25 protein-coding genes and 1 tRNA gene are annotated in these 24131 nt (G+C 69.2%); 19 read left to right on the top strand and 7 right to left on the bottom strand.

What is annotated here, in order from left to right:
• Positions 1–6 precede the first annotated feature (6 nt).
• Positions 7–1191 (top strand): sensor histidine kinase, encoded by a 1185-nt coding sequence (locus ABT130_RS01420; RefSeq protein ID WP_350911960.1) that lies wholly within the window; start codon positions 7–9, stop codon positions 1189–1191.
• Positions 1188–1877, top strand: a complete 690-nt coding sequence (locus tag ABT130_RS01425; protein WP_343968494.1) for a response regulator — start codon at positions 1188–1190, stop codon at positions 1875–1877. The genes ABT130_RS01420 and ABT130_RS01425 overlap by 4 nt, the downstream gene beginning before the upstream one ends.
• A 188-nt stretch (positions 1878–2065) precedes the next feature.
• On the opposite strand, the gene ABT130_RS01430 is transcribed toward ABT130_RS01425, so the two are convergent.
• Positions 2066–2647, bottom strand: coding sequence for a copper chaperone PCu(A)C domain-containing protein (locus ABT130_RS01430; protein WP_350951880.1), 582 nt, complete (start codon positions 2645–2647; stop codon positions 2066–2068).
• Positions 2648–2908: 261 nt separating this feature from the next.
• On the opposite strand from ABT130_RS01430, the gene ABT130_RS01435 reads away from it, so the two are divergent.
• From ABT130_RS01435 to ABT130_RS01450, 4 genes are all read left to right on the top strand, one after another.
• Positions 2909–3391, top strand: coding sequence for a CarD family transcriptional regulator (locus tag ABT130_RS01435; protein WP_030924410.1), 483 nt, complete (start codon positions 2909–2911; stop codon positions 3389–3391).
• Between the two features lie 17 nt (positions 3392–3408).
• A complete protein-coding gene (gene ispF / locus ABT130_RS01440) occupies positions 3409–3867 on the top strand; it encodes a 2-C-methyl-D-erythritol 2,4-cyclodiphosphate synthase (protein ID WP_350951882.1) in 459 nt (152 codons plus the stop codon).
• 187 nt (positions 3868–4054) lie between these two features.
• A complete protein-coding gene (locus tag ABT130_RS01445) occupies positions 4055–4321 on the top strand; it encodes a GlsB/YeaQ/YmgE family stress response membrane protein (RefSeq protein ID WP_350951884.1) in 267 nt (88 codons plus the stop codon).
• Between the two features lie 92 nt (positions 4322–4413).
• The gene (locus tag ABT130_RS01450; protein ID WP_350911251.1) at positions 4414–4680 is read left to right on the top strand and encodes a GlsB/YeaQ/YmgE family stress response membrane protein; all 267 of its coding nucleotides are present in this window, start codon (positions 4414–4416) and stop codon (positions 4678–4680) included.
• A 24-nt stretch (positions 4681–4704) separates the two neighbouring features.
• Here the strand turns inward: ABT130_RS01450 and ABT130_RS01455 are convergent, their stop codons facing one another.
• Together ABT130_RS01455 and ABT130_RS01460 are read right to left on the bottom strand one after the other, a co-directional pair.
• Positions 4705–5901 carry a fumarylacetoacetate hydrolase family protein gene (locus ABT130_RS01455; RefSeq protein ID WP_350951886.1) on the bottom strand — a complete coding sequence of 399 codons (1197 nt, stop codon included), beginning with the start codon at positions 5899–5901 and terminating at the stop codon, positions 4705–4707.
• Between the two features lie 76 nt (positions 5902–5977).
• On the bottom strand, positions 5978–7270 hold the full coding sequence (locus tag ABT130_RS01460; protein ID WP_350951888.1) for a hypothetical protein: 1293 nt from the start codon (positions 7268–7270) through the stop codon (positions 5978–5980).
• Between the two features lie 193 nt (positions 7271–7463).
• Between ABT130_RS01460 and cysS the strand changes: the two genes are divergently transcribed.
• The 3 genes from cysS to ABT130_RS01475 all read left to right on the top strand — a co-directional run bounded on the left by cysS (position 7464) and on the right by ABT130_RS01475 (position 9998).
• Positions 7464–8861: a cysteine--tRNA ligase gene (gene cysS / locus ABT130_RS01465; RefSeq protein WP_350911257.1), complete on the top strand. Its 1398-nt coding sequence runs from the start codon at positions 7464–7466 to the stop codon at positions 8859–8861.
• A 23-nt stretch (positions 8862–8884) separates the two neighbouring features.
• The gene (rlmB, locus tag ABT130_RS01470; RefSeq protein ID WP_350911259.1) at positions 8885–9853 is read left to right on the top strand and encodes a 23S rRNA (guanosine(2251)-2'-O)-methyltransferase RlmB; all 969 of its coding nucleotides are present in this window, start codon (positions 8885–8887) and stop codon (positions 9851–9853) included.
• 72 nt (positions 9854–9925) lie between these two features.
• Positions 9926–9998: transfer RNA gene (locus ABT130_RS01475), tRNA-Thr, on the top strand.
• Between the two features lie 589 nt (positions 9999–10587).
• Here ABT130_RS01475 and ABT130_RS01480 read toward each other — a convergent pair.
• The 3 genes from ABT130_RS01480 to ABT130_RS01490 form a co-directional block, all read right to left on the bottom strand.
• Positions 10588–11250, bottom strand: a complete 663-nt coding sequence (locus tag ABT130_RS01480) for a class I SAM-dependent methyltransferase (protein ID WP_350911263.1) — start codon at positions 11248–11250, stop codon at positions 10588–10590.
• A 678-nt stretch (positions 11251–11928) separates the two neighbouring features.
• Positions 11929–12234, bottom strand: a complete 306-nt coding sequence (locus ABT130_RS01485) for a hypothetical protein (protein ID WP_350951890.1) — start codon at positions 12232–12234, stop codon at positions 11929–11931.
• Between the two features lie 114 nt (positions 12235–12348).
• On the bottom strand, positions 12349–12648 hold the full coding sequence (locus ABT130_RS01490) for a hypothetical protein (RefSeq protein WP_350951892.1): 300 nt from the start codon (positions 12646–12648) through the stop codon (positions 12349–12351).
• Positions 12649–13259: 611 nt separating this feature from the next.
• Between ABT130_RS01490 and ABT130_RS01495 the strand changes: the two genes are divergently transcribed.
• From ABT130_RS01495 to ABT130_RS01540, 10 genes are all read left to right on the top strand, one after another.
• Positions 13260–14207, top strand: coding sequence for a COG1361 family protein (locus ABT130_RS01495; RefSeq protein ID WP_350951894.1), 948 nt, complete (start codon positions 13260–13262; stop codon positions 14205–14207).
• Positions 14208–14437: 230 nt separating this feature from the next.
• Entirely contained in the window at positions 14438–16345 is a 1908-nt protein-coding gene (locus tag ABT130_RS01500) for a glycosyltransferase family 2 protein (protein WP_350951896.1), read from the top strand.
• 133 nt (positions 16346–16478) lie between these two features.
• A complete protein-coding gene (locus ABT130_RS01505) occupies positions 16479–17510 on the top strand; it encodes an energy-coupling factor ABC transporter permease (RefSeq protein WP_350911273.1) in 1032 nt (343 codons plus the stop codon).
• Positions 17510–18274: a cobalt ECF transporter T component CbiQ gene (cbiQ, locus tag ABT130_RS01510; protein WP_350911275.1), complete on the top strand. Its 765-nt coding sequence runs from the start codon at positions 17510–17512 to the stop codon at positions 18272–18274. The genes ABT130_RS01505 and cbiQ overlap by 1 nt, the downstream gene beginning before the upstream one ends.
• A complete protein-coding gene (locus ABT130_RS01515) occupies positions 18271–19008 on the top strand; it encodes an energy-coupling factor ABC transporter ATP-binding protein (protein WP_350911277.1) in 738 nt (245 codons plus the stop codon). Before cbiQ ends, ABT130_RS01515 begins: the two co-directional genes overlap by 4 nt.
• A 103-nt stretch (positions 19009–19111) precedes the next feature.
• The gene (locus ABT130_RS01520; RefSeq protein ID WP_350911279.1) at positions 19112–19450 is read left to right on the top strand and encodes an STAS domain-containing protein; all 339 of its coding nucleotides are present in this window, start codon (positions 19112–19114) and stop codon (positions 19448–19450) included.
• A gap of 123 nt (positions 19451–19573) precedes the next feature.
• Positions 19574–20347: an SDR family NAD(P)-dependent oxidoreductase gene (locus ABT130_RS01525; protein WP_350951898.1), complete on the top strand. Its 774-nt coding sequence runs from the start codon at positions 19574–19576 to the stop codon at positions 20345–20347.
• 10 nt (positions 20348–20357) lie between these two features.
• Positions 20358–21122 carry a crotonase/enoyl-CoA hydratase family protein gene (locus ABT130_RS01530; RefSeq protein ID WP_350951900.1) on the top strand — a complete coding sequence of 255 codons (765 nt, stop codon included), beginning with the start codon at positions 20358–20360 and terminating at the stop codon, positions 21120–21122.
• A 155-nt stretch (positions 21123–21277) separates the two neighbouring features.
• Positions 21278–21934: a rhomboid family intramembrane serine protease gene (locus ABT130_RS01535; protein WP_350951902.1), complete on the top strand. Its 657-nt coding sequence runs from the start codon at positions 21278–21280 to the stop codon at positions 21932–21934.
• 397 nt (positions 21935–22331) lie between these two features.
• Positions 22332–22733, top strand: coding sequence for a BlaI/MecI/CopY family transcriptional regulator (locus ABT130_RS01540; RefSeq protein WP_350951904.1), 402 nt, complete (start codon positions 22332–22334; stop codon positions 22731–22733).
• Between the two features lie 81 nt (positions 22734–22814).
• Here the strand turns inward: ABT130_RS01540 and serC are convergent, their stop codons facing one another.
• Positions 22815–23924, bottom strand: coding sequence for a phosphoserine transaminase (gene serC / locus ABT130_RS01545; protein ID WP_350911289.1), 1110 nt, complete (start codon positions 23922–23924; stop codon positions 22815–22817).
• Positions 23925–24131 lie beyond the last annotated feature (207 nt).

A 24131-nucleotide genomic window follows, 5' to 3' on the forward strand; every position in this document is an offset into this window, starting at 1 on the left:
GAGCTGATGGCGAGCCTGGCCGCGCTGGCCGGCTTCGTCGTGGGAGCGCTGGCCGTGATGGTCGTCCGCCAGCAGAGCCACGGACGGCGTGGCGGGATGACACCGGTGGACGACGTCGAGCCCGGCGCGCTCCCGCACGGGGTCGCCTCGGTGCTGGCCGTGCTGCCGTCCTCGGCGGTCGTGCTCGACAAGGAGGACCGGGTACTGCGCGCCAGTTCGGCGGCGCGCGCGTTCGGCCTGGTCAAGGGCGAGCACCTGATGGCGGCCGAGCTGCTCGCGCTGGCCAGGAAGGTACGCAGGGACGGCGAGATCCGCGAGAGCGAGATCGAGGTGGCCGGCCACAAGTTCGGCCAGGAGTCGACCAACTTCGCGGTGCGGGTCGCCCCGCTCGGCTCCTACGGTCAGGTGCTGGTCCTCGCCGAGGACCAGACCGAGCACCGCCGCGTCGAAGCGGTCCGCCGCGACTTCGTGGCCAACGTGAGCCACGAGCTCAAGACGCCGGTGGGCGCGATGTCGTTGCTGGCCGAGACCATCCAGGACGCCGCCGACGACCCCGAGGCGGTCACCCGCTTCGCCGGGCGTATGCAGCATGAGGCGGCCCGGCTCACCTACCTCGTCCAGGACCTGATCACCCTCTCCCGCATCCAGGGCGCCGAGCCCATTCCCACTCCGGGCCCGGTGCTGATCGACGAGGCGGTGCACGAGGCCATCGACCGCTGTAACACCACCGCGGCGGCCAAGGACATCACCCTCGTCTCCGGCGGCGTCGAGGGCCTGCGGATATGGGGCGACGACGAACTTCTCGTCACCGCCCTGCGCAACCTCATCGACAACGCGGTCGCCTACAGCCCCGAGCACACCCGGGTCGTGGTCAGTGCCCGCGGGGCGGGCCCCAACACCGAATACGTCGAGATCAGCGTGAGCGACCAGGGCATCGGCATCCCCGAGAGCGCCCAGGAGCGAATTTTCGAGCGGTTCTTCCGCGTCGACGCGGCACGCTCGCGAGCGACCGGTGGCACGGGCCTCGGCCTGGCCATCGTCAAGCACGTGGCCGCCGCCCACAACGGGGCGGTCACGGTGTGGAGCAAGGAAGGCTCAGGCTCCACCTTCACCCTCCGCCTGCCCGCCTTCGGCGGCATGGCGGTGGCAGTACCAGCTACCACCACGATCCCCCTGGAGGCCGCGCAGTGACTCGCGTGCTTGTCGTCGAGGACGAAGAGTCGTTCTCCGACGCTCTGTCATACATGCTGCGCAAGGAGGGCTTCGAGGTGGCCGTGGCCACCACCGGGCCGGAGGCGCTGGAGACCTTCGACCGGAACGGCGCCGACCTGGTGCTGCTCGATCTGATGCTCCCCGGCCTGCCGGGGACGGAGGTCTGCCGCTCGCTCCGCCAGCGCTCCAACGTGCCCGTCATCATGCTCACCGCCAAGGACAGCGAGATCGACAAGGTGGTCGGGCTGGAGCTCGGCGCCGACGACTACGTCACCAAGCCCTTCTCCTCCAGAGAACTGGTGGCCCGCATCCGCGCGGTGCTGCGCCGCCAGGGCGATGTGGAGGAGCTGGAGTCGGCGGTGCTGGCCGCCGGCCCGGTCCGGATGGACGTGGACCGCCACATCGTCGCCGTGCGGGGCGAGCCGGTGCAGCTGCCCCTGAAGGAGTTCGAGCTGCTGGAGGTGCTGCTGCGCAACGCCGGGCGGGTGCTCACCCGGGGCCAGCTCATCGACCGGGTCTGGGGTGCCGACTACGTGGGCGACACCAAGACCCTGGACGTGCACGTCAAGCGGCTACGGGCCAAGGTCGAGTCCGACCCGTCCAACCCGCGCTGCATCCTCACGGTCCGGGGCCTGGGCTACAAGTTCGACCCCGCGGAGGCCTGAGCCTTCGCACGCGCCTCCGGACGGTCCGAGGGGTCGTACGGCGTGCCCGCGCCGTACGGCCCCTCGGCGTGTCCGGAGGCGGTCACCGGGGGCCGGGCCTCACCCGATGACCGGCTCCCGGGGATTCGGATCTACCGGGAGTCGTGGTCGCCCGGCGGCCTTCCGCATGGTGAGGCCGCCGGGAGTGGTCAGTGGCCGTGCCCCTGCCCGTCCTCGGTGGAGGCGGAGGGGGTGGGGGTCGGCGTGGGAGCCGCGGAGGCGCCGGGAACCTGCGGGTAGGCGGTGAACTCGCGGCTGCGGGTGATGACCGGGATCGTGAGCTGCACGACCCCCGCGTTGGCGAACTGCAGCTGCACCGGGATGGACTCGCCGCCCCTGAGGGGCTTCTTCAGCCCTTCGATCAGGATCGTGGGTGTCGGCTTGCCGACGTTCACCCGCTGGTTCTGGGGGAGCGGTACAGGCGCGCTCACCTTCGCCGTGCCGAGGGCCGGGTCGACGCCGAGGCCGACGAGCTGGTCGGGGCCGTTGGTGTTGACCAGGGACAGGTAGAGCGGCGTGGCCGTCCCAGCCGGTAGCGTCCCGCCGGAGTCGGGGCCGAGGAAGAAGGCCTGGGAGATGTCGATGCCCTTTGTCTTGATCGACAGGGCCTCGGTCGGCGAGTAGGGCTTGTTGGTGATCGCGTCGGATCCGGCGCCACAGCCGGCCAGAGTCAGGGCGGCTGCGAGGAACGCGGCGGCGGCGATCGCCCGGTGACGGCTGTTGCGGGTCACGGTGCGAGTTCTCCTTGTCACACATGAGGTAGGGCAAGGCCAACCCTATCGGCGACGTTTACCGGCTTCCGCCTCGCCCTGCCTGATCATTCGGAGGTGGGGAACGCAGGTCATAAGTGCTTTTTGCCCCCTTGATTCACACACTTGAGCACTTGTCAAGTCATAAGACGCGGCTTTGACCTGCAGTTATGGTGATTTCACTGTTCCGGGAGGCTGTGGATACGTGGTACTCTTGAGTACAGCGGAAGGGGTACTTGTCACATGACTTTCCAGGTCGGCGACACTGTCGTCTACCCCCACCATGGGGCTGCTCGGATCGAGGCGATCACGACCCGGACCATCAAAGGTGAGGAAAGGACCTACCTGGTTCTTAAGGTCGACAAGGGCGACCTTACCGTCCAGGTGCCGGCTGACAACGCCGAACTCGTGGGTGTTCGCGACGTAGTCGGACAAGAGGGCCTTGAGCGCGTTTTCGACGTGCTTCGAATGCCTCACACCGAAGAGCCCACGAACTGGTCCCGCCGCTACAAGGCGAACCTTGAGAAGTTGGCGTCCGGTGATGTCAACAAGGTCGCCGAGGTCGTTCGCGACCTGTGGCGACGAGACAGGGAACGCGGACTTTCCGCGGGAGAGAAGCGAATGCTGGCCAAGGCCAGGCAGATCCTCGTCAGCGAGCTCGCGCTCGCGGAAAAGACCAATGAGGACAAGGCCGAGGCCCTGCTGGACGAGGTTCTCAACTCCTGAACAAGACATTTCCACGGGTGGGCGTCGGCGTCGACGTCCACCCGTTCGCTTCCGGCCGCGAGCTCCATCTCGCCGGCCTGCACTGGCCTGGGGAGACCGGCCTGGCCGGGCACTCCGACGGTGATGCCGCGGCTCACGCGGCCTGTGACGCTCTGCTGTCCGCGGCCGGTCTCGGCGACCTCGGGGGCCTGTTTGGCACGTCCGATCCCCGCTGGGCCGGTGCCTCGGGTGCCGCCCTGCTGGAGGAGACCGCTCGCCAGGTGCGGGCCGCGGGCTTCGAGATCGGCAACGTGGCCGTCCAGGTGATCGGTAACCGGCCCAAGATGGCCCCCCGCCGCGTCGAGGCCGAGAAGGCCCTCAGCGCGGCCGTGGGCGCCCCCGTGAGCATCAGCGCCACCACGACCGACGGGCTGGGCCTCACCGGCCGAGGCGAGGGCGTCGCGGCCATCGCGACCGCGATCGTGGTGAACCTTTAGCGGTTGCCGGACGTCTTCTCATGCGGAACGTGGAAACGTTCCGGCGGGCGGCGCGGAATGCCCGTCAGTCCACATCGAGGCGGTGGCCCGTTTCCTGGCGCGGTACGGGCCACCCCTTTTTGGGATGATCTATGAATGCGCTGGGTAACTCCCTGATGACTGTGTCTCGTGACAGGGGGAGCCGGACATGATCGGATCGATTGTCTCCGCAATCATCATCGGCGCCATCATCGGCGCGCTGGCACGCCTCATTCTTCCCGGGCGCCAGAACCTGAGCATCGGCCTGACGCTCATCGTCGGCATCATCGCGGCGCTTATCGGCACCGCCATCGCCGCATCGGTCGGCCTGACCAACACGCGGGGGATCAATTGGTGGGAGCACATCATCCAACTCGCGCTCGCCGTGATCGGAGTGCTCCTCGTCGTTCAGGTGCAGGCGAGAAAGTCGCACTGACCGAATTTTTGCCGTTTACAGGAATATCCATGGCGTAGGGGGTAGCCACCTCCCTGTGAGAGTGAAGATCTCACCCTCACTGGGAGGTTGAAATGACTATTGAGTCCATTCTTGGAGCAATCGTCATCGGCGCTGTCATCGGTGCCATCGGTCGTCTGCTGCTTCCCGGTAGGCAGGCGATCGGATGGATTCTGACCATCGTCGTCGGCATTGTCGCGGCGCTCGTCGGCACCGCCATCGCCCAGGTTCTCGGCGTCGCCACCACGGACGGGATCGACTGGATCGAACTCGTCATGCAGGTGGGTCTGGCCATCGTCGGTGTCGGCCTGGTCGCCGGTCTCAAGCGCTCCAGGGTCTGACGAACGGCCTCTGGTGGACAGCGTCTAGCGGACGGCGGGGCGGACCACTCCGGTGACCTCGCCGAGGTTCAGCTGACCCCCCTCCGGGCCGGAGGTGCTCGCGGTGACGCGCACGATGTCGCCGTCCTCCAGGAAGACCCGTTCGGTTCCGTCCGGCATGCCGAGCGGGTCTCGGCCGTTCCAGGTCAGTTCGAGCAACGTGCCGAACTGGCTTCTGGCCGATCCTGACACCGGCCCGGAGGTGAGCAGATCGCCGGTCCGCAGCGGGGCGCCGCTCACACCCGTGTGAGCGAATAGCTGCGGGCCGGTCCAATACTGGGTGGCGAACGGCGGTTCCGACAGGAGCCGGCCGTTCAACTCGACCCGCAGGGTGAGGTTCAGGCCCCACTGCCGCCTGGCCAGCAGATAGGGCGGCGGAGGTGGGTCCTGGGCGGGTGGCACCACCCGGGTCGGCTCCAGCGCCGCGAGCGGGACCACCCACGGAGAGATCGAGGTGGCGAACCGTCCGAGAAACGGCCCAAGCGGCGTGCTCTCCCAGGCGATGATGTCCTGGGCCCGCCAGCTGTTGACCACCACCACCCCGAAGACGTGGTCCTCGAACGCCTGGGTTCCCAGCGCGTGCGGCGGGGTTGAGGGGACGCCGACCACGTAGCCGATCTCGGCGGAGAAATCCAGCCGAGTGGACGGCCCGAATACCGGGTCGGCTCCTCCCAGGCCCCGGAGCTGACCCGACGGGCGCACGACCGGAGTGCCGGAGACCACCACGCTCGACGCCCTGCCGTACTGTCCGATGGGCATCCGCGGCCAGTTGCGCGGCAGCGGATCGCCGGGCGGCCGGAACATCCGGCCCAGGTTCGTCTCGTGCTCGATGGACGACTGGAAGCGGATCAGGTCCGCCACGTGGAACGGCAGGTGCATCAGCACCTCGACCATCGGGATGAGCGCGGGCATCACCGCCGGACGGCATGACGGCTCGGTGAGCAGATGGATCAACCGCTCCCTGACCTCCTGCCAGATCCGCGGTCCCGCGGACAGAAACGCGTTGAGGGTGCCGGAGGCGAACCAGGGGGAGCCCTTCAGCACCCCGGTCCCCGCCAGCAGGCCCAGATCCAGTACCTGGTCGCTGATCGCCACGCCGACACGGGGGAACTCGCCGCGGCGCGAGAAAACCCCGAAGGGCAGGTTCCGCACCGGAAAGCCGCTGTCATCTGAGGCCTTCACCCAGCACTTCGTCACGCCGGCTTCGTTCCCCGGATCCGGTCAGGGGGTCATACGGGCGTGGTCAAGCTTTCGTCCCTCACTCGCCGGGCGGGACGGGCGTGCTGCGCATCCGCCCGGAGGGAGGAGCCGCGGTGCCGTCCCCCTGGCTTGCCTGGGCCTCCTCCCCGCTCTCGGCGGCCTCGGCGCCGTGCGCGGGGTCGGGCGAGCCGCCCGCTCTCCTGCCCGCGGCATCCGCTTTCGCTGCCGCCTCGGTGACCTCCGTCGCCGTCCCGCCGGGCGTGACGTTCGCCGCCCGATCCTTCACGGCGAGGATCGGCTGGGTGTCGGCGTCGCGCTCGCTCACCTCGTCCGTGTCGGCCTCGCTCGTCCGGGCCTCCCGCTCCCGGGGGAGGCCGGCGTCGGTGTCCCAGGTCTCCACCCGCTCGCTGACCCTGCTCTCGCCTCCCGGCTCCTCCTCGGTCGCTCGCAGGCCGGGACGGGGCGGGTGGACGAGCAGATCGCCCTGGCGGGGCCGGACCAGGTCACCCCAGCGCATCGGCTTTCCCTGCCGGGGAGCCGCGGCCCTCCGCGGGGGCGGGGGGCCCTGCGGAAGGTCGGCGACCTCGGGGGTCTCCGGCGCCGCGGTGGGGCCGACCACAGGCTCTCCCGCAGGGAGATCGTGGTGCGGGACCGTCTCCAGCGGAGGGGCGGCGTGCGGATCGAGCATGATCTCGGCCGCGGGGTGGTGCACCAACTGCCCGGGGTGGCCAGGCCACTGCCGGCGCTCCTCGCGGTCCGGCGCGCCCGGATGCTCCGAGGGCGGCCGGCCCGCCTCGGGGAACGGCACGATGTCGTGCTCAGAGGCGAGCCGACCGGCCAGGCTCGCGTCGGTCGCGGCACGCCTGGCGGCGGCGTGCTTGATCAGCAGGAGCCAGAGCCAGAGGGCCAGGATCAGCATCACCCAGGGGGCGACGGCGACCGCGACGGCCGCCCGTTGCTCGTCCACCGCCATCCGCATGGCGGTGGCCACCTCGGCGGCGGCCGCGCCGGCGAACAGCAGCGTCAGGACCACCCCCGCCTGCAGCCGCACCGGCCACCACCCGCCCCTCAGCAGCAGCACACCGATCATCGTGACGACGAGCAGTGCGTCGAAGGCGGCGGGGTAGAGATACGCGAGGTCGGCGGGCGCCCTGCCCGTCAGGGCGAGGGCGCGCAGGTCCTCGAAGGAGAGCACGCAGGCCGCGGCGGTGAGGGCGGCCACGCCGACTCCGGCGACGGCGATCCCGGCACGGCGCAGGGCGAGGACCGTCCTGCTCGGTTCGGCGGCGGCGGTCAGGGGCGGGGACGGGCGGGAGAGCGGGTCTGCCGCCGCGGGGGATTTGGCGTCCATGGCTCTTCGAGCCTACAGAATCGACACCCGGCATGATCGTCCGTATCGCTTCCGGGTATGTCTTCTACCCGGTGCTCTTTCACGGGCTGGCTGGGGGACATTCGCCGCTAATGGTCAGAAAATCCTCTAGTGGGTGTCTTCAACGTCCCGCAACCTGGCTTGTGAGGGGAGGTGAGGTATTAGCCTTGCCCTCGTGAGCCTGCAGCTATACGACACCAGCGTACGCACCGTCCGCGAATTCGTCCCGGTTGAACCCGGCCGGGCCTCGATCTACCTGTGTGGTGCCACCGTGCAGGCTCCCCCGCACATCGGGCACATCCGCTCGGGCGTCAACTTCGACGTGCTCCGCCGCTGGATGATCAGGTCGGGCTACGAGGTGACCTTCTGCCGCAACGTCACCGACATCGATGACAAGATCATCAGGGTCGCGGCGGTGGAGAACGTGCCGTGGTTCGCCGTCGCCGAGCGTAACCAGAGGGCCTTCACCTGGGCCTACGAGGTGCTGGGTTGCCTGCCCCCGACCGTCGAGCCACGGGCCACCGGCCATGTGCCCGAGATGATCGAGCTGATGGACCGGCTGATCGCCGCCGGTCACGCCTATGCCTCCGGTGGCGACGTCTACTTCGACGTCATGTCCTACGCCGACCGGTACGGATCGCTCTCCAACCAGAAGCTTCAGAACATGCGGGCCGCGGGTGACACCGAGACCGACTCCTGCAAGCGCGACCCGCGTGACTTCGCGCTCTGGAAGGGCGAGAAGCCCGGCGAGCCGACCTGGCCGACCCCGTGGGGCCGAGGCCGCCCCGGCTGGCACCTGGAGTGCTCGGCCATGGCGACGAAGTATCTCGGTTCGACCTTCGACATCCACGGTGGTGGCGTCGACCTGATCTTCCCGCACCACGAGAACGAGCTGACCCAGTCCCAGGCGGCCGGCGACGGCTTCGCCCGCTACTGGATGCACAACGGCATGCTCAAGATCGGCGCGGAGAAGATGAGCAAGTCGCTCGGCAACTCCCTGCTGATCCCCGAGGTCACCAAGAAGGTCCGCCCGGTCGAGCTCCGCTACTACCTGGCGGCCCCGCACTACCGTTCCTCGATCGAATACTCCGAGGAGGCGCTCTTCGAGGCCGCCACGGCCTACCAGCGCATCGAGGGCTTCGTCACCCGCGCGGCCGAGGTCATCCACGACGTCGACGCGCACGCGCCGCTCCCGGTGGCCTTCTCCGAGGCTCTCGACGACGACCTGGGCACTCCCCAGGCGCTCGCCGTGGTGCACGAGGTGGTCCGCGAGGGCAACGTCGCGCTGGCCCAGGGCAACAAGGAGCAGGTCGCCAGGCTGCTCGCCGAGACGCAGAACATGCTCGACGTCCTCGGCCTCGACCCGCGCTCGGAGCAGTGGCGCTCCACGGGCGGCGAGACCGGCATGCGGGCGACCGTCGACGCGCTGGTCGCCGTCGCCCTGGAGCAGCGGCAGGCGGCGCGGGCACGCAGGGACTTCTCGGCGGCCGACGGCATCCGTGACCAGCTTTCCCGGGCCGGGATCCACGTCGAGGACACCCCCCAGGGCACTCGCTGGGAACTCTCGCGGTAAAACCAGGCCGTACGCTATAGACCATGGCTGGTGGGGGTAAAGGGTCCGGGCGACCCGCGAAGAAGAAGAGTCCGACCAAGGGCACCGGCGGCAACGTCCGCCGAGGCCTGGAGGGCAGGGGGGCCACCCCGCCGGCGCACATGCGGCACTGGCACAAGGACAAGGCGCGCGCCGAGCGGATCGAGCGCGAGGAGAAGACCGGCAGGTCCGCCTCCCCGCGTACCTCGGCTCGTCCGAGGCGGAGCGACGACGCGCCCGAGCACATCGGCGGGCGCAACCCCGTGGTCGAGGCGCTGCGGGCCGGAGTCCCGGCCAGCACGCTCTACGTGGCCCTGCGCATCGACAACGACGACCGCGTCAAGGAGGCGGTCCGCATCGCCGCCGACCGCGGCATCGCGATGCTGGAGGTCGGGCGGGAGAAGCTGGACCGACTCACCGAGGGGGGGATCCACCAGGGCATCGCCCTGCAGATCCCGGCGTACGACTACGCCCACCCCGACGATCTGGTCCGGATCGCCCAGGACGCCGCGGAGGTGCCGCTGATCGTCGCCCTCGACGGGGTCACCGACCCTCGCAACCTGGGTGCCATCGCCCGCTCGGCCACCGCCTTCGGCGCCCACGGCCTGGTCATCCCCTCCCGCCGCTCGGCCGGTGTCACCGGTGGTGCCTGGAAGACCTCGGCGGGCACGCTGGCCACCCTGACGGTCGCCCGCGCCGCCAACCTCACCGCCACCCTGCGGGAGTACCGGGAGGCGGGCCTGTTCGTGATCGGCCTGGACGGCGAGGGCAAGGTCGACATCGGCGAGGCCAACCTCCTCGACGGCCCGCTGGTCGTCGTCGTGGGCTCCGAGGGCAAGGGCCTGTCCCGCCTGGTCCGCGAGTCCTGCGACCTGGTCGTCCGCATTCCGATGCACGCCGCGGCCGAGTCCCTCAACGCGGGCGTCGCCGCCGGCATCGCCCTTTACGAGGTCGCCCGCAAGCGTCGTTCCTAACGGTTCGCAATCGTCGCGGCATACCTCGGTGACGTGTGAGGCTCGAGCCGACTACAATCGTCTGGCGACCATGCCGACGTAGCTCAATCGGCAGAGCAACAGTCTTGTAAACTGTAGGTCAGGGGTTCGATTCCCCTCGTCGGCTCGTAACAAAGGGCCAGGTCAACCGGCATACGGTGACCTGGCCCTTTGATCGTTAAGCGGACTTTTTGCCCTTTCGTGCCACCCGCGTGCCACTGGCCTTTTTCGTGGCCGTCTTCCGTGCCACCTTGAGCGCCTTGCCCAGAGCCTCCGCGATGACCTTGTCCCGGTCCTGACCGGCGTGCTGGTAGATCAACGCCGCCCGCGTCAAGGCGGCGGCGCGCCGCGCCGCCGCACGGCCCTTCCACCGCCCGCCGTCCGGGCGTGCGGCGTGGGCGCCGGTCCCGAACGGCGGCGGGAATCGGCCCGCCCGCCGCACTCGCCCATCGACCGCCGCAGGGGGCCGCACCGCTGAGGCCGAACGCGAAGGCCGGTTCGGCGAGGTCGAAGGGCTACGGGTCAGCCTCGCTGGGGCAGCAGAGAAGGTCGCCCAGCTCGATGCCCACCAGGAGCGCAGGTCATCGAGGGTGTTTCGCGGAGTCCCCGCGTTCGACCAAATCGGAGCTCGAACGGGCGGTGAGTCCTGATCATGAGTTGATGCCTGGAGCCTGACGGCTCCCCGTGCGGCAGGTCGGATGCGGTCATGTGTTCGGTCAGACAGCCCCTGCCTGGGTTTTGCGGGCGAGCAGTTGAATCTCCTGGAACTGCCGTCGGTCGGTGGGCTGAGGCTCGCGAACCATCCGGGCCACCTCGGGCAACCCGGACTTGCGCAGCATCGTGGCAAGGTGATCAGGCCACCACCGATAGGCCGGCGCGACTGCGTGATCGAAGACCTGCGTCGGGTGAGACGGATCATCGCTGGCCGAAAAACCGATCAGAAGGTGGCCGCCAGGTGCCAGCACACGATGGAACTCCGCCAGGATGACGGGGAGTTCCTGCGGCGGAGTGTGGATGATTGACCAACGTGAGAGTACGCCGCCCAGCACGCCGTCAGCGATGTTCAACGCGGCCATCGAGCCCACGTCGAACCGCAGGTCCGGATAGGCCTGTCGAGCCAACTCGATCATCGCAGGAGAGGTGTCAACACCGACCACCGCCAGCCCCAGCTCGTCTAGATAAGCGGTGATATGGCCAGGCCCACACCCCAGGTCCGCGACCTGACCGTCCCCACTCGCACTTACGACCTCGGCGAAGGCACCCAAGATCGCGCGGTCCAGGGGCCTGTCACGCAGTTCGCCGCGGAACAGCTGCGCATAGGTGGAGGCGGCAGCGTCGTAAGCCTCGCGGGTGGCACTGAGGGCATCGTGTTCGACCATGCTCGCGACAGTAGTTCCTGGCCCCGAGTCGAGCCGAGAGAATCACGATCTTCCCTCCCGCCCGTTCGCCCGGCTTCAACCGGATGCCTCCGGCGGGGGTACTCGGCTCCGGGATGATCGACGTTGCACCACGAAGGCCGTAAGTGGTTGAGCTGGAAGCCGGATCTTCCCGCCTGCCACGTCCCAGGCGAGCCCAACATCCCGACTCCCCCGGAGCAAGGCCGTCTGTGACCGTTGGCATCCCAAAGCCGAGGAATGTCTACCGGCTGAGGTACACAGTGAGAATGGCAGTGGCGCCACCGAGTGAGACCTGGCCCACATGTACACAGACCCGCATCCACGGTGTCCTGCTCGCGATTTGTCGGTCTTGATCCTCCGTCACTGAGCTGTTGCCCCTCCGGGGTGGGGCGAGGCAGACGGGAAGATCCGGCGAGAGAGGTGTGTGCGTCCGCACGGGGTTCTCAGGCCGTGCCCGATGGCTGCTCGTGCCCGCCTGCCCGTGCCCTCTTGCCCGAAGGTGAGACGATCACCGACGTTCAGGTCTTCGGCCGGCGCAGCCCATGATCGACGATCAGTCGGGACGGCGAGTGGTCACGCCTTCAGGTGCGTGTGCTGGAGCGCGCCCTGCCGTACGCCCCCCGCTACGGGGGCGCCGGTGACGGCGCACCGCGCCCTACCTCAGTGCCGTGCCAACCAGCGGCCTGCCGCCGCCCAAGCGTTACGCGGCGCTTCGGGCATATCCCCTTGCGCCGACTCGTGTTGGTCGCGCTTCGCATTCGCGATATGCAGTGCCCGAACACCCCGGCCGACGCTCACGAACAGGGCGAGCATCAAGACGGTGAACCCCAGCCGGCCCAGAACGCTCCATGGTTCGTACGGACTCACCTGGTAGTGCGCCCGAACCATCGATTCCAGGCCCAGGAGTACCGCTGCGATCCCACACATGACCGTAGGAAGAAAAAATAAGAGAGCTCGTTTGCGCATGGGATCAATTATGGGCTCTGGTTGTTTTCTCGCTAAGAGCCGCCATGTGTGTGGAGTGCTCTGACCACGGGCTCCCTGCGGCATTCTTAGGTTCGGCAGCGCTCGCTCTCACCACTAGACACCTCTCCGCGCGCCCCAGGTGATCACCCCGACAATCAACACGAAGAGCAGCCCCTGGCTCGCCCATAAGGCCCAGTCGAGTGGCCCCGTCGTGTGGGGGTCCCCGCCGTCCGTGGCCGCGAGCAGTGAGAGAATCAACGACAGCTCCGTCGCCATCACCAGGAGCATGGCCGCCGAGAACATGAGCAGACGGTTACGCGGCTCATCAGGCGCTTCCTCCGGCTCGCGCTCGTCATACTCATGCCTGCGGGCCCTGCGAAAACTTTTCACGGCCACCGCCAGTGCAAGAGCCATGCTCAGAACCGCGGCGACCAAGGCCGCCCCAGAAGAACGGTCCACGCACATGGGGGTCTGCCCCGCTCATCCACTTGAGGCCAAGGATCGCCACCGACAACAGCAGTACGCCCGCAAGTGGTTTGAACGGGCCGGGCGGTAATTTCCGGAACACACCGTGATTATGTCGATTACCCGCCCCCTCACCCAAGAGCAGCCTCCGGCGGGGGCGTTTCGGCCCCGAGATGATCGCGATCGAAAAGACCGGGAAGCCTAGGTGGCCGGGGTGGCGCCTGATCTGCCTGTCCGCTCCGCCACATCCCGGGTGAGCACCCCTTTCAGCGCCAAAGGCCGGTTCCCGGGTGGAGGTGAAGGGGGCGTGCGGGATATGCCGGGCTCTTTCGAGGTCGGCGCGCTTCTGGCCTGACGCGTGATCGGAAGAGCCGGGCGCCGGAGACACGGCCTCCCGAAGGCTTGCGCCCTACGTCATCAAATGACTACTCTGCGTAAAAGGGATCTTGAGGGCCTTCGTGCCAGCCGCCGGCACCCTGCGGGCCCACCCGTCGGGCACTCGGCGAGATGTTCGGTTCGCCCGTGAAGGGGGCTGAGCGGTGACCGGAAGGCTTCGACGTGTGATCGTCGCGTTCCTGATGGTGGCGGGCGTGACGCTGACGGTGGGGCCGGGGGCTTCCGGGGCGCCGGGTGCGGCTCCGGACTTCTCGCTGACGGTGAGCCCGCCACGGCTGGTCGTCGCCCCGGAGGAGATCGACGAGCCTCAGTCGTTCCAGGTGGCGAACAGGGGGCGGTTGCCCGTCGACGTGGTCGTCGACAGGGTGGGCTTCGCCATGGACGGGTCCGGGAAGATGCTCTTCGAGCGTGACGCACCCCGCTCGGCCGCCGGCTGGCTCAAGGTCAGGCCGGCGAGCTTCCATCTCGCCCCCGGTGCGGAGCGGGGCGTCACCGTACTGATCGACCCTCCGCCGGAGCCCGAGCACGGCGAGCACCAGGTGGCCCTGCTCTTCGTGGCCCCGGCAGGGGCCGGTGGGGGCAACATCAAGCTGAACCGGGCGATCGGAACGCCGATCTACATCACGGTTCCGGGGCCGATCGACACGTCCGTGCGCATCGGCGATCTGCGCACCTCCGGTGCCTTCTCGACGGGCGGCCCCGTCGACTTCACCACCACCGTCGACAATCTCGGGACCGTTCACCGCGACTTCCTCGGCCCCCGTGCGCTGAAGGTGGAGGTGAACGGGTACGAGGTGCCGTTTCCCGACTTCACCCTGCTCAGGGGAGACAGCAGGGACGTCACCGTCAGATGGGCGGATCCGCCGTTCATGTGCCTCTGCCATGCGACGGTGTCGGTCTCCGGGACCAACGGGACATCCCAGCGGAGCGCGACTTTCGTCATCCTTCCCCTGCGCCTCCTCGGGGCGCTGATCGTGGTGGCGCTCGTGCTGTACGTCATCGCCTGGCTGCCGCGCCGTCGTCGGGTTCGGGCGCTCGGGGCGGATCGGGCCCCGAGCGGACGCGCCGACCGCGATCGAGAGGACCTCGACCGGGCCGGCAGCGGGGTTTGAGAGTGCGGCGTGTCTCTGGGGTCATGGGCCGGCCGGGCGGCAGAGGGCGGTGGCGTCCGGGGAGGCGGGTTTCCTGCCCATGATGGGCGAACCAGCTGTTTCTCTCCGAATTCGGCCTTCCCGGGGAGCGGGTTGGGGAGGCAACCCTGTGGATTTGCCCCGCACGGGTGGCCCTTAGTCACATACTGAGACGCTAGATAAGCGGAAAGTAACCGACGAGGGGCGCGGCGGTGGCGGTAACGACTCTTCAGCGAGTCCGCACGGGGCGGGGCGGCTGCGACATCACCAGGGAGGAGGCGATCCGGTCCGACGTCGACGTCACCGTGATCGTCCCCCTGCACAACTGCCGACCCTATCTCGACAGGTGCCTGACCTCGCTGCTGATCCAGCGGGTCGCCCTGGAGGTGGTGGTCGTCGACGACGGTTCCACCGACGGCGGTGCCGCACTGCTCGATCTGTACGCCTCCTGCCACCGCGGGGTGATCCGCGTCGTCAGGCAGGAGGCCTCCGGCGGCGCGGGGCGCCCGCGCAACGTCGGCCTCTCCCACGCGCGCGGCAGGTACGTCTTCTTCTGCGACGCGGACGACTACCTCGGCCCCCAGGCGCTGGAGCGGATGCTCGCGATGGCCGACCGCAACGGCTCGGACATCGTGCTCGGGAAGATCGTCGGTCATGACCGCAAGGTGCCGATCTCGATGTTCAGGGAGAACGCCGAGCGGGTGCCGCTCGGTGACAGCGCGGTCTACAACAGCCTGAGCTGCTTCAAGCTGTTCCGCAGGGAGATGCTGGAGCGGCACGCCATCCGTTTCGACGAGACGCTTCTGGTCGGTGAGGACGTCGTCTTCACCACCCACGCCTACTGCCACGCGAACGTGATCTCGGTGGTCGCCGACTACGACTGCTACCACCTGGTCGCCCGGCCCGACGGCACCAGCATCATGCAGCGGCAGGGGAGCCGCGACCCGGTCTCCTGGCTGCGGATGATCAGGCGGCCGATCGAGTTGATGCTCGCCCACGTACGGCCGGGAGAGCTCCGCGACCACCTCCTGCGGCGGCACTTCCGGATGGACGCCTTCGGCAACCTCGGCAGGCCCTTCCTGGACGCCGGGGAGGTCGAGCGCAAGGAGATCGCCGCCGAGGTGGCCGACATGTGCGAGCGGTGGCTGACCGACGGGGTCCGTGACCGGCTCCCCGCGATCGACCGGAGCAGGATCGCCGCGCTGGAGGACATCGACCGCCTGGTGCGGCTGGCGCACATCGAGTCGGCCTCGGTCCGCAGGGAGCTCACCGCGCTCCGCTGGGAGCGGGAGGGAAGGCTGGCGATCTCCGGCAAGGTGGCACTGAGCACGCTGGAGCGGTACGACCGCCCGGAGATCGTCGGCGGTGACCTCGCCCTGGTGCTGCGGCGCCGGCACGCGGGCGCCGGCCCCTTTGACGAGGTCGTGGTCCCGGTGACGGGCGACTGTGCGGAGTTCACCGGGGTCGTCGACGTCACCGGCCTGTCCTCCGGCGTCTGGGACGTTCACGTGGGTGTCGCCTTCGAGGGCGTTCCCCGGCTCGCACGCCTGGGCTTCGACAGGGACGGACTGACCGCACTTCCGGTGCCGCCCGCGCCGCGAGTGGTCGGCGACGTCGTCGCCCTGCCGTACTTCACCCGCCCCTACGGCAACCTCAGCCTTGACATCGGCGGTCATGTGGTCGCGGTGCCGGGCAGCGCGAGGCTGGTGCGCGCCCGCTGGGCGGCGGGGCACCGGCTGGTGCTCCATGGTGAGGTCACCGTGGGCACCGCCGCTCCGGCGGCGGACGCGGTGCGTTACCTGGTCTGGCGGGAGCGCGAGTCGAGCCGGGAGCGGCGTGAGCCGGTCACGGTCGGCGAGGACGGCAGGTTCACGGCCTGGCAGGCGATGGGCCGGCTGGGGCCCGGTACCTGGGACGCCTACCTGGAGATGGACCTGGGCGGGCCGCCCGCGCGCTTCAGGATCGAGGCGGTGCCCGAGATGACCGAGCAGCCGCGCACCTGGTGGCGCGGCGCGACCCGGTGGAGCGTCAGGCCCTACGCCACGGCGGGCAAGGGGCGGCTCAGTACCGTGGTCCGCACCCTCGGCCCTCGGACCTTCGTCAGGCGCATCGTGCGTTGACGGCGTCTGGGACCGCCGCGAGCCCGGTGCCATGCGAAAGTCACCAGACCTTCGTCGGGCGTTAATGCCAGTACCTTGCAACTACAAGCCCATGGCCTAAAGTGGAGCCAAATCCGCGCTTCGGAGGCTTGTCGTGCACGTACCCGATGGCTTTTTCAACGCGGCTGTGTCGCTGTCGGCGGGGGTGGTCGCGGCTGCGGGCGTGGCCGTCTGCCTGCGCGGCGCTCGCCGTGAACTCGACGACCGCACCGCCCCCATGGCGGGCCTGGTCGCCGCCTTCGTGTTCGCCGTCCAGATGCTCAACTTCCCGGTCGCCGCGGGCACAAGCGGCCATCTCCTTGGCGGTGCGCTCGCCGCGATACTCGTCGGCCCGTATACGGCGGTGCTGTGCGTGGCGGTGGTCCTCCTCGTACAGGGGTTCTTCTTCGCCGACGGCGGCCTGACCGCGCTCGGCGTCAACATCACGCTGATGGGCGTCGTCGCGGTACTGGTCGGGTGGGGCGCCTTCCGGCTGATCACCCGGAGCGTGCGGGGCAGGGGAGCCGTGGTGGCGGCCTCGTTCGTCGCGGCGCTGGTCTCGGTGCCCGCCACGGCGCTGGCTTTCACCCTGTTGTTCTGGGTCGGCGGCACCGCGCCCATCGAGATCGGCACGGTCGCCGCGGCCATGGGCGGCGTGCACCTGCTCATCGGCATCGGGGAGGGCCTGATCACCGCGGTCACCGTCAGCACCGTCCTGGCGATCCGGCCCGACCTGGTGTACGGCGCCAGGGAGCTCGTCGCGCCGCTGGTCCTGCGCGGCGCGGGCGGCGAGGTGACCGTCACCTCGGAGTCTCCGACGTCCTCGGCGCCGGTCGCCGCGCGCCGTCGTGGCTGGTTCCTGCCCGCCGGCATCGCGGTGGCGGCGCTGCTGGCGGGCGTGGTCAGCTTCTACGCCTCCTCCTCGCCCGACGGCCTGGAGCGGGTGGCCGAGGACAAGGGTTTCAGCGGACAGGCGGCCGACCACTCGCTGGGCGAGCAGCCGCTCGCCGACTACGGGGATGTGGGCGGCATCCCGGTGGGTGTGGCCGGTCTGATCGGCGTCGGGGTGACCCTCGCCGTCGGCGGTGGGCTGTTCTTCACGGTGCGTCGCCGTGGCGAGGGCAGTGACAGGAAGGTCTCCGTCTAGTGGGGGCGGGCCACCACCATCGGCTCCACCGGCCGGGCGACACGCTCGTGCACCGGCTGCCACCCCAGTGCAAGCTGGTGGCGGTGGCCGGGTTCGCCCTGGTGGTGGTCGCCACCCCGCGCGAGTGGTTCTGGGCTTTCGGTCTGTACGCCGTGCTGCTGGCCGCCGTCGCGGTGGCCGCGCGCGTCCCGGCGGGATTCCTGCTGCGGCGGATGGTGGTCGAGGTGCCGTTCGTGGTGTTCGCGCTGGCCATCCCGTTCATCGGGTTCGGCGAGCGGGTGACGTTCATGGGACTCTCGCTCAGCGTCGCCGGTCTGTGGGCCGCCTGGAACATCCTGGCCAAGGCGACCCTGGGCGTGGCCGCGAGCGTGCTGCTCGCGGCCACCACCGAGCCACGGCTGATACTGCTGGGCGCCCAGCGCCTGAAACTGCCGCCGATGCTGGTGCAGATCGCCATGTTCATGCTCCGCTACCTGGACGTGATCCTGGAGGAGATGCGCCGGATGCGGGTGGCGCGGGAGTCACGCGGGTTCGCGGCCAGGGACGTGCGGCACATCCCGGTGATCGCCAGATCGGCGGGGGCACTGTTCATCCGCTCGTACGAGCGGGGCGAGCGGGTGCACCTGGCCATGCTCAGCCGGGGCTACACCGGCTCGATGCCGATCATCCAGGATCTGTCCGTCGCGTCGCGGCAGTGGCTCGTCGCCGGTATGTTGCCAGGTGCGGCGCTTGCCGTGCTGCTTGGGAGCTGGGGGGTCGCATGACCGCGCCGCCTTCGTTGGAGGTGAGCCGCCTGGCGTACGCGTACCCGGACGGTACGCAGGCGCTGTTCGGCGTGGACTTCCGCGTGGAGCGCGGTGAGCGGGTCGCGCTGCTCGGGCCGAACGGCGCGGGCAAGACCACACTGGTGATGCACCTCAACGGCATCCTGACCGCCGGCCACGGCACGGTGGCCGTAGCGGGGCTGCCGGTCGGGAAGGGATCGCTCAAGGAGATCCGCAGGCGGGTCGGGCTGGTCTTCCAGGACCCAGACGACCAGCTCTTCATGCCGAGCGTCCGCGAGGACGTGGCCTTCGGCCCGGCCAACCTGGGGATCACGGGCGAGGAGCTGGAGCGCCGGGTCAAGGACGCGCTGGAGCGCGTGGGCATGCTGGAGACGATCGACCGGCCGCCGCACCACCTGTCCTTCGGCCAGCGCCGCCGGGTCGCGGTGGCGACGGTGCTGGCCATGGAGCCGGAGATCCTGGTGCTCGACGAGCCGTCGTCCAACCTGGACCCGGCCTCCAGGCGAGAACTCGCCGAGATCCTCAGGGGGCTCGACGTGACGGTCCTGATGGTCACCCACGACCTGCCCTACGCGCTGGAGCTGTGCGAGCGCTCGCTCATCCTCTCCGGAGGGGTCATCGCCGCGGACGGGCCGACCCGTAAGATCCTCGCCGATGCCGACCTGCTCGCCGCCCACCGGCTCGAACTGCCCTACGGTTTCGCGGCCTCCTGACCCCGGGACGTCTTGGCTGCAGATTCCTGTGAAGAGTCGTGCACGACCTCGCGTGCCGTGGTGGCGAAGTAAAGTGGGTCTGCCCTGGGCGCGAGGAGGACTGATGAAGCTACGGCTGGCTCGCCGCGCGATCGGCGACGCCGTGGTGGTGGCTGTCGAGGGCGAACTCGACCTGTTCACCGCTCCCTTCCTGCGGGACGAGGTCCGTGACGCGATCAAGCTGGACGGTGCGCGACTGGTTCTCGACCTCACCGACCTGTCCTTCATGGACTCCAGCGGGTTGTCGGTGCTGATCGAGGCGTGGCGGCTGGCCACGAGCGGCGGCGGTGGGGTCTGCCTGGCCGCTCCCCAGGCGCCGGTGGCCCGGATCCTCCGCACGACGGGGCTCGACCGGCGGATCAAGGTCTATCCCGACGTGAGCACTGCCGTCGGAGAGATCTAGGCTCCCCTCCGCGGATCTCGCCATGACCGGCCGGAAGCGCCGAAGGGGGCCATGGCCTGGCATCGGAGAGATTTAACCCACCCCGAGTAGAACTTCATTCGGTCCGCGGGTTAAAGTCCGCTCATGGACTTGAACGGAGCAGCAGCAATCATCTCGGGCGGTGCCAGCGGTCTCGGCGAGGCCACGGCCCGCGACCTCGCCGCGCACGGCGTCACCGTCGTCATCGCCGACCTCAACGAGGAGCGTGGCAAGCCCCTTGCCGACGAGCTCGGCGGCGTCTTCGTCAAGACCGACGTGTCGGACGAGGCGCAGGTGCAGGCGGCCGTGGACGCGGCCGTGGCGACCGGCAAGCCGCTGCGCGTCGTGGTGAACAGTGCGGGCATCGGCTGGGCCAGCCGGACCGTGGGGCGCGACGGCTCACCCCACGACCTGGCCCCCTACCGCAAGGTCATCGAGGTCAACCTGATCGGCACCTTCAACCTCATGCGCATCGGCGCCGCGGCGATCGCGAAGACGGAGCCGGTCGACGCGGACGGCCAGCGCGGAGTAGTGATCAACACCGCCTCGGTGGCGGCGCTGGAGGGGCAGACCGGCCAGGTCGCCTACTCGGCGTCCAAGGGCGGCATCGTCGGCATGACCCTCCCGGCCGCGCGTGACCTCGCCGCCGTCGGCGTGCGCGTCAACACCATCTGCCCGGGCATCATCGACACCCCGATCTACGGCTTCTCGCCCAACGCCGAGGAGTTCAAGGCCAAGCTCGTGGCCCCGGTGGTCTTCCCCAAGCGGATGGGGCTGGCCTCGGAGTTCGCGCACCTGGTCCGCTCGCTGATCGAGAACGACTACATGAACGCCGAGACGATCCGTTTCGACGGCGGTATCCGCTTCCAGCCCAAGTAGGAGTCACCCGGTGTCTGACGAGGTTCTGGTCGAGGTGGACGACGGCGTGGCCGTCATCACGATCAACCGTCCCAAGGCCAGGAACGCCATCAACGGCAAGGTCGCCAGGGGCGTCGCCGCCGCGCTGGACGAATTGGAGGAGCGCAAGGACGTGGCCGCCTACGTCCTTACCGGCGCCGGCGGCACGTTCTGCTCGGGCATGGACCTGAAGAGTTTCGTGACCGGGGACTTCCCGGTCGTGGAGGGCAGGGGATTCGGCGGGGTGGTCGAGACGCCGCCGAAGAAGCCGCTCATCGCCGCCGTCGAGGGTTACGCCCTGGCCGGAGGCTGCGAGCTGGCGCTGGCCTGCGACATCATCATCGCCTCCGAGGAGGCCAAGTTCGGGCTGCCCGAGCCCAAGCGCGGGCTGGTCGCGGGGGCGGGTGGCGTGATGCGGCTGCCACGCCGCATTCCGTACCACATCGCCATGGAGATCGCTCTGACCGGCGACCACTTCCCGGCCTCCCGGCTGTACGAGGTCGGCCTGGTCAACCACATCACGCCGGTGGGTGAGACGCTGGCCAAGGCCGTCGAGCTCGCGAAGCGGATCGCGGCCAACGCCCCGATGGCGCTCGCCGCGACCAAGCGCGTGATCGTCGAGTCCGCGGACTGGAGCCTCGACGAGATGTTCAAGAAGCAGGGCGAGATCATCAATCCGGTGTTCGGTTCCAAGGACGCCATGGAGGGTGCGGTGGCCTTCGCCGAGAAGCGCGCCCCCCAGTGGAAGGGTGAGTAGACCCCTTTCGGATTCCGGAGGGAAATCGCGAGCCGGGTGTGATCGATGGATCACACCCGGCGCGTTCATGGCCGGGAATGCGTACGGTAAAGGTGTGGGCAGGTGCGGCGGGGGCACTTGACATCCACGACACCGCTCCAAGGCCAGGAGAGTGAATGAACGACTACGCGACCGGAATGACCCCCACCGGCCGATCCTCCGGCGACCTCCTGAAGCGCAGGGCGGGAAACCTGGCGGCGGGCGCGCTGGGCGCCGCGATCATCAACGTCCTCCTGGTCGGCGTCATGTGGGTGGTCGAGATCGTCGACTACGTGCTGCCGGGGGAGGGAACGCTCGACGTCTACGGCATCCGGTCCTGGGACCCGGAGAGTCTGGGCGGCATCCTCCTCGCCCCCTTCCTGCACGGCGGCTTCGGCCACCTGATGGCCAACTCGCTGCCCCTGCTGATCCTCGGCTTCCTCGCCGCGCTGCGGGGGATCGGCCGCTACCTGGCCGCGAGCCTGATCATCGTCCTGGTCAGCGGCCTGGGCATCTGGTTCGTCAACGAGCCGAGGGTCCTCACGGTCGGTGCCAGCGGCCTGGTCTTCGGCTACTTCGGCTTCGTCGTCGCCCGGGGCCTGTTCGACCGCCGCGCCCTCGACATCGTGATCGGCGTCGGCGTGGCGATCACCTACTACTCGATCATCTGGGGGGTGCTCCCCGGGGAGGCGGGTATCTCCTGGCAGGGGCACCTGTTCGGCCTGATCGGCGGCGTCATCGCGGCCTGGGTGCTGCGCCGCAAGCGCCCGCGGGACGTCTCTCCCGCCTACTGAGCCTCCGAACTCCTTCGCCCTGGTCGCCGCACGTCGTCGCCGTCCTTTCTGCCCGCCGAGTCCCGCCGTACGCCGTCCTCCGCGCCGCGCGGGCTGGCAGCCACCCGGCTGGCTATTGGGGTTTCGCCCAGAGATAGGTGCTGTGCGGGGCTGTAAGGGCTCTGTAGGGCTTTGTAATGCTGCGGGAATGTTCGGGGTCAGATGAGATGGTGTGCGCGCTCCAGGGACGAATAGCGGCGATCTGGTAAGAGGGTCGACATTCACCAGCTATGGCCGCATCGATGGATTTAAGTAACAATATGACCAAATTTCATGTGTGACCCTGCCTGGCTGCGTGCCCGTACATGTTCTCCAGGGCCATCCGCTGCCGGGCGCGACCCTCGAAAGGTGGCCGCGGGTGAACCTGGGATCCCTGGAACGCGCGATCATGGACGTGCTGTGGGGCTGCAAGCAACCACTGCTGGTCCGCCAGGTGCAGGACATGCTGAACCAGGACGCGGAACGGAGCCTGGCCTACACCACGGTGCAGACCGTCGCCGAGCGTCTCGTCAGGAAGGGCCTGTTGGAGAGGGCACCCGTGCGCAACGCCTTCCGCTACACCGCCAGCCGCTCCAGGGACGAGCACGTGGCGGGGCTGATGCTCGCGGCCCTGGCGGGCAGCCCGGACCGGGCCCCCGTGCTCTCGCGGTTCGCGGAGGGAGTGGATCCGGACGACGCCCTGCGCCTGCTGCACGAACTGGCCCGGCGCGCGGGGGAGCAGGCGTTCACTCCGGGGGCGGGCGGGCCGCCGGGCGCCTAGGTTCCCGCGCGGGACCGGAGGTCTCACCGGACGAATCCTGGCGGTGCCTGCTACCAGGCCCGGCACCGCCAGGGAACGGGACTACAGGCGCTCGACCACGTAGTCGACGCAGGTGGTCAGGGCCTCGATGTCGTCGGGGTCGATGGCCGGGAACATCGCGACGCGCAACTGGTTGCGGCCGAGCTTGCGGTAGGGCTCGGTGTCGACGATGCCGTTGGCGCGCAGGACCTTGGCGATCGCGGAGGCGTCGACGTCATCGGAGAAGTCGATCGTGCCGACCACGTTGGAGCGGAACTCCGGACCCGCGAACGGGGTGGTGTAGGAGGTCTTCTCCGCCCAGGTGTAGAGGCGCCGGGCCGACTCGGCGCTGCGAGCGGTCGTCCAGGCCAGGCCGCCGTTGCCGTTCATCCACTCGATCTGCTCGGCGAGCAGGAAGAGCGTGGCGACCGCCGGGGTGTTGTACGTCTGGTCCTTGGAGGAGTTGTCGATGGCCACCGGCAGGCTGAAGAAGTCGGGGACGTAGCGCCCGCTTGAGGCGATCTCGTCGACCCTGGCCAGCGCGGCCGGGGACATCAGGGCGATCCAGAGGCCGCCGTCGGAGGCGAAGCTCTTCTGCGGGGCGAAGTAGTAGACGTCGAACTCGCTCGCCTCGACCGGCAGGCCACCGGCGCCGGAGGTGGCGTCGACGAGCACGAGCGAGCCCTCCTCGCCCACCCGCCTGATCGGCATCGCGACGCCGGTCGAGGTCTCGTTGTGGGTGAGCGCGTAGACGTCGACGCCCTCCTCCAGCCTGGCCTCGGGGTGGCTGCCGACCTCCGACTTGATCACGGTCGGGTCGCCCAGCCACGGGGCCTTGGCCGCCACGGAGGCGAACTTGGAGGAGAACTCGCCGAAGTTCAGGTGCTGCGACCTGTCGCGGATCAGCCCGAAGGCGGCGATGTCCCAGAACGCGGTGGTGCCGCCGTTGCCCAGGACGACCTCGTACCCCTCGGGGAGGGAGAACAGCTCGGACAGCCCCGCGCGGACACGCCCGACGAGCGACTTCACCGGCTTCTGGCGGTGAGAGGTGCCCAGGAGGCTGGAGCCGGAGGCGGCGAGAGCCGAGAGCTGCTCGGGGCGCACCTTCGAGGGCCCGCAGCCGAAACGGCCGTCGGCGGGCTTGATGTCAGAGGGAATCACGATGTCAGCCACGTGACCAGCCTACTGAGCCCGCGGATCGATCCAGGACGAGGTCCGGATTCTGAGACGAGACGTGGGATGGTTTTGAGCCGGGCGAGGTGATCGCGGGGGCGGGAAACCGGATGACGGCCGGTGGGAGAGCGGGGCACGAGGGCTTCGAAGAGCCGGGAACGGCAACGGCTGTCGCGCGAGACGTCCACGCGACAGCCGTACGAGACG

It is taken from the genome of Streptosporangium sp. NPDC001681 (assembly GCF_040298085.1).
GTDB lineage: Bacteria > Actinomycetota > Actinomycetes > Streptosporangiales > Streptosporangiaceae > Streptosporangium.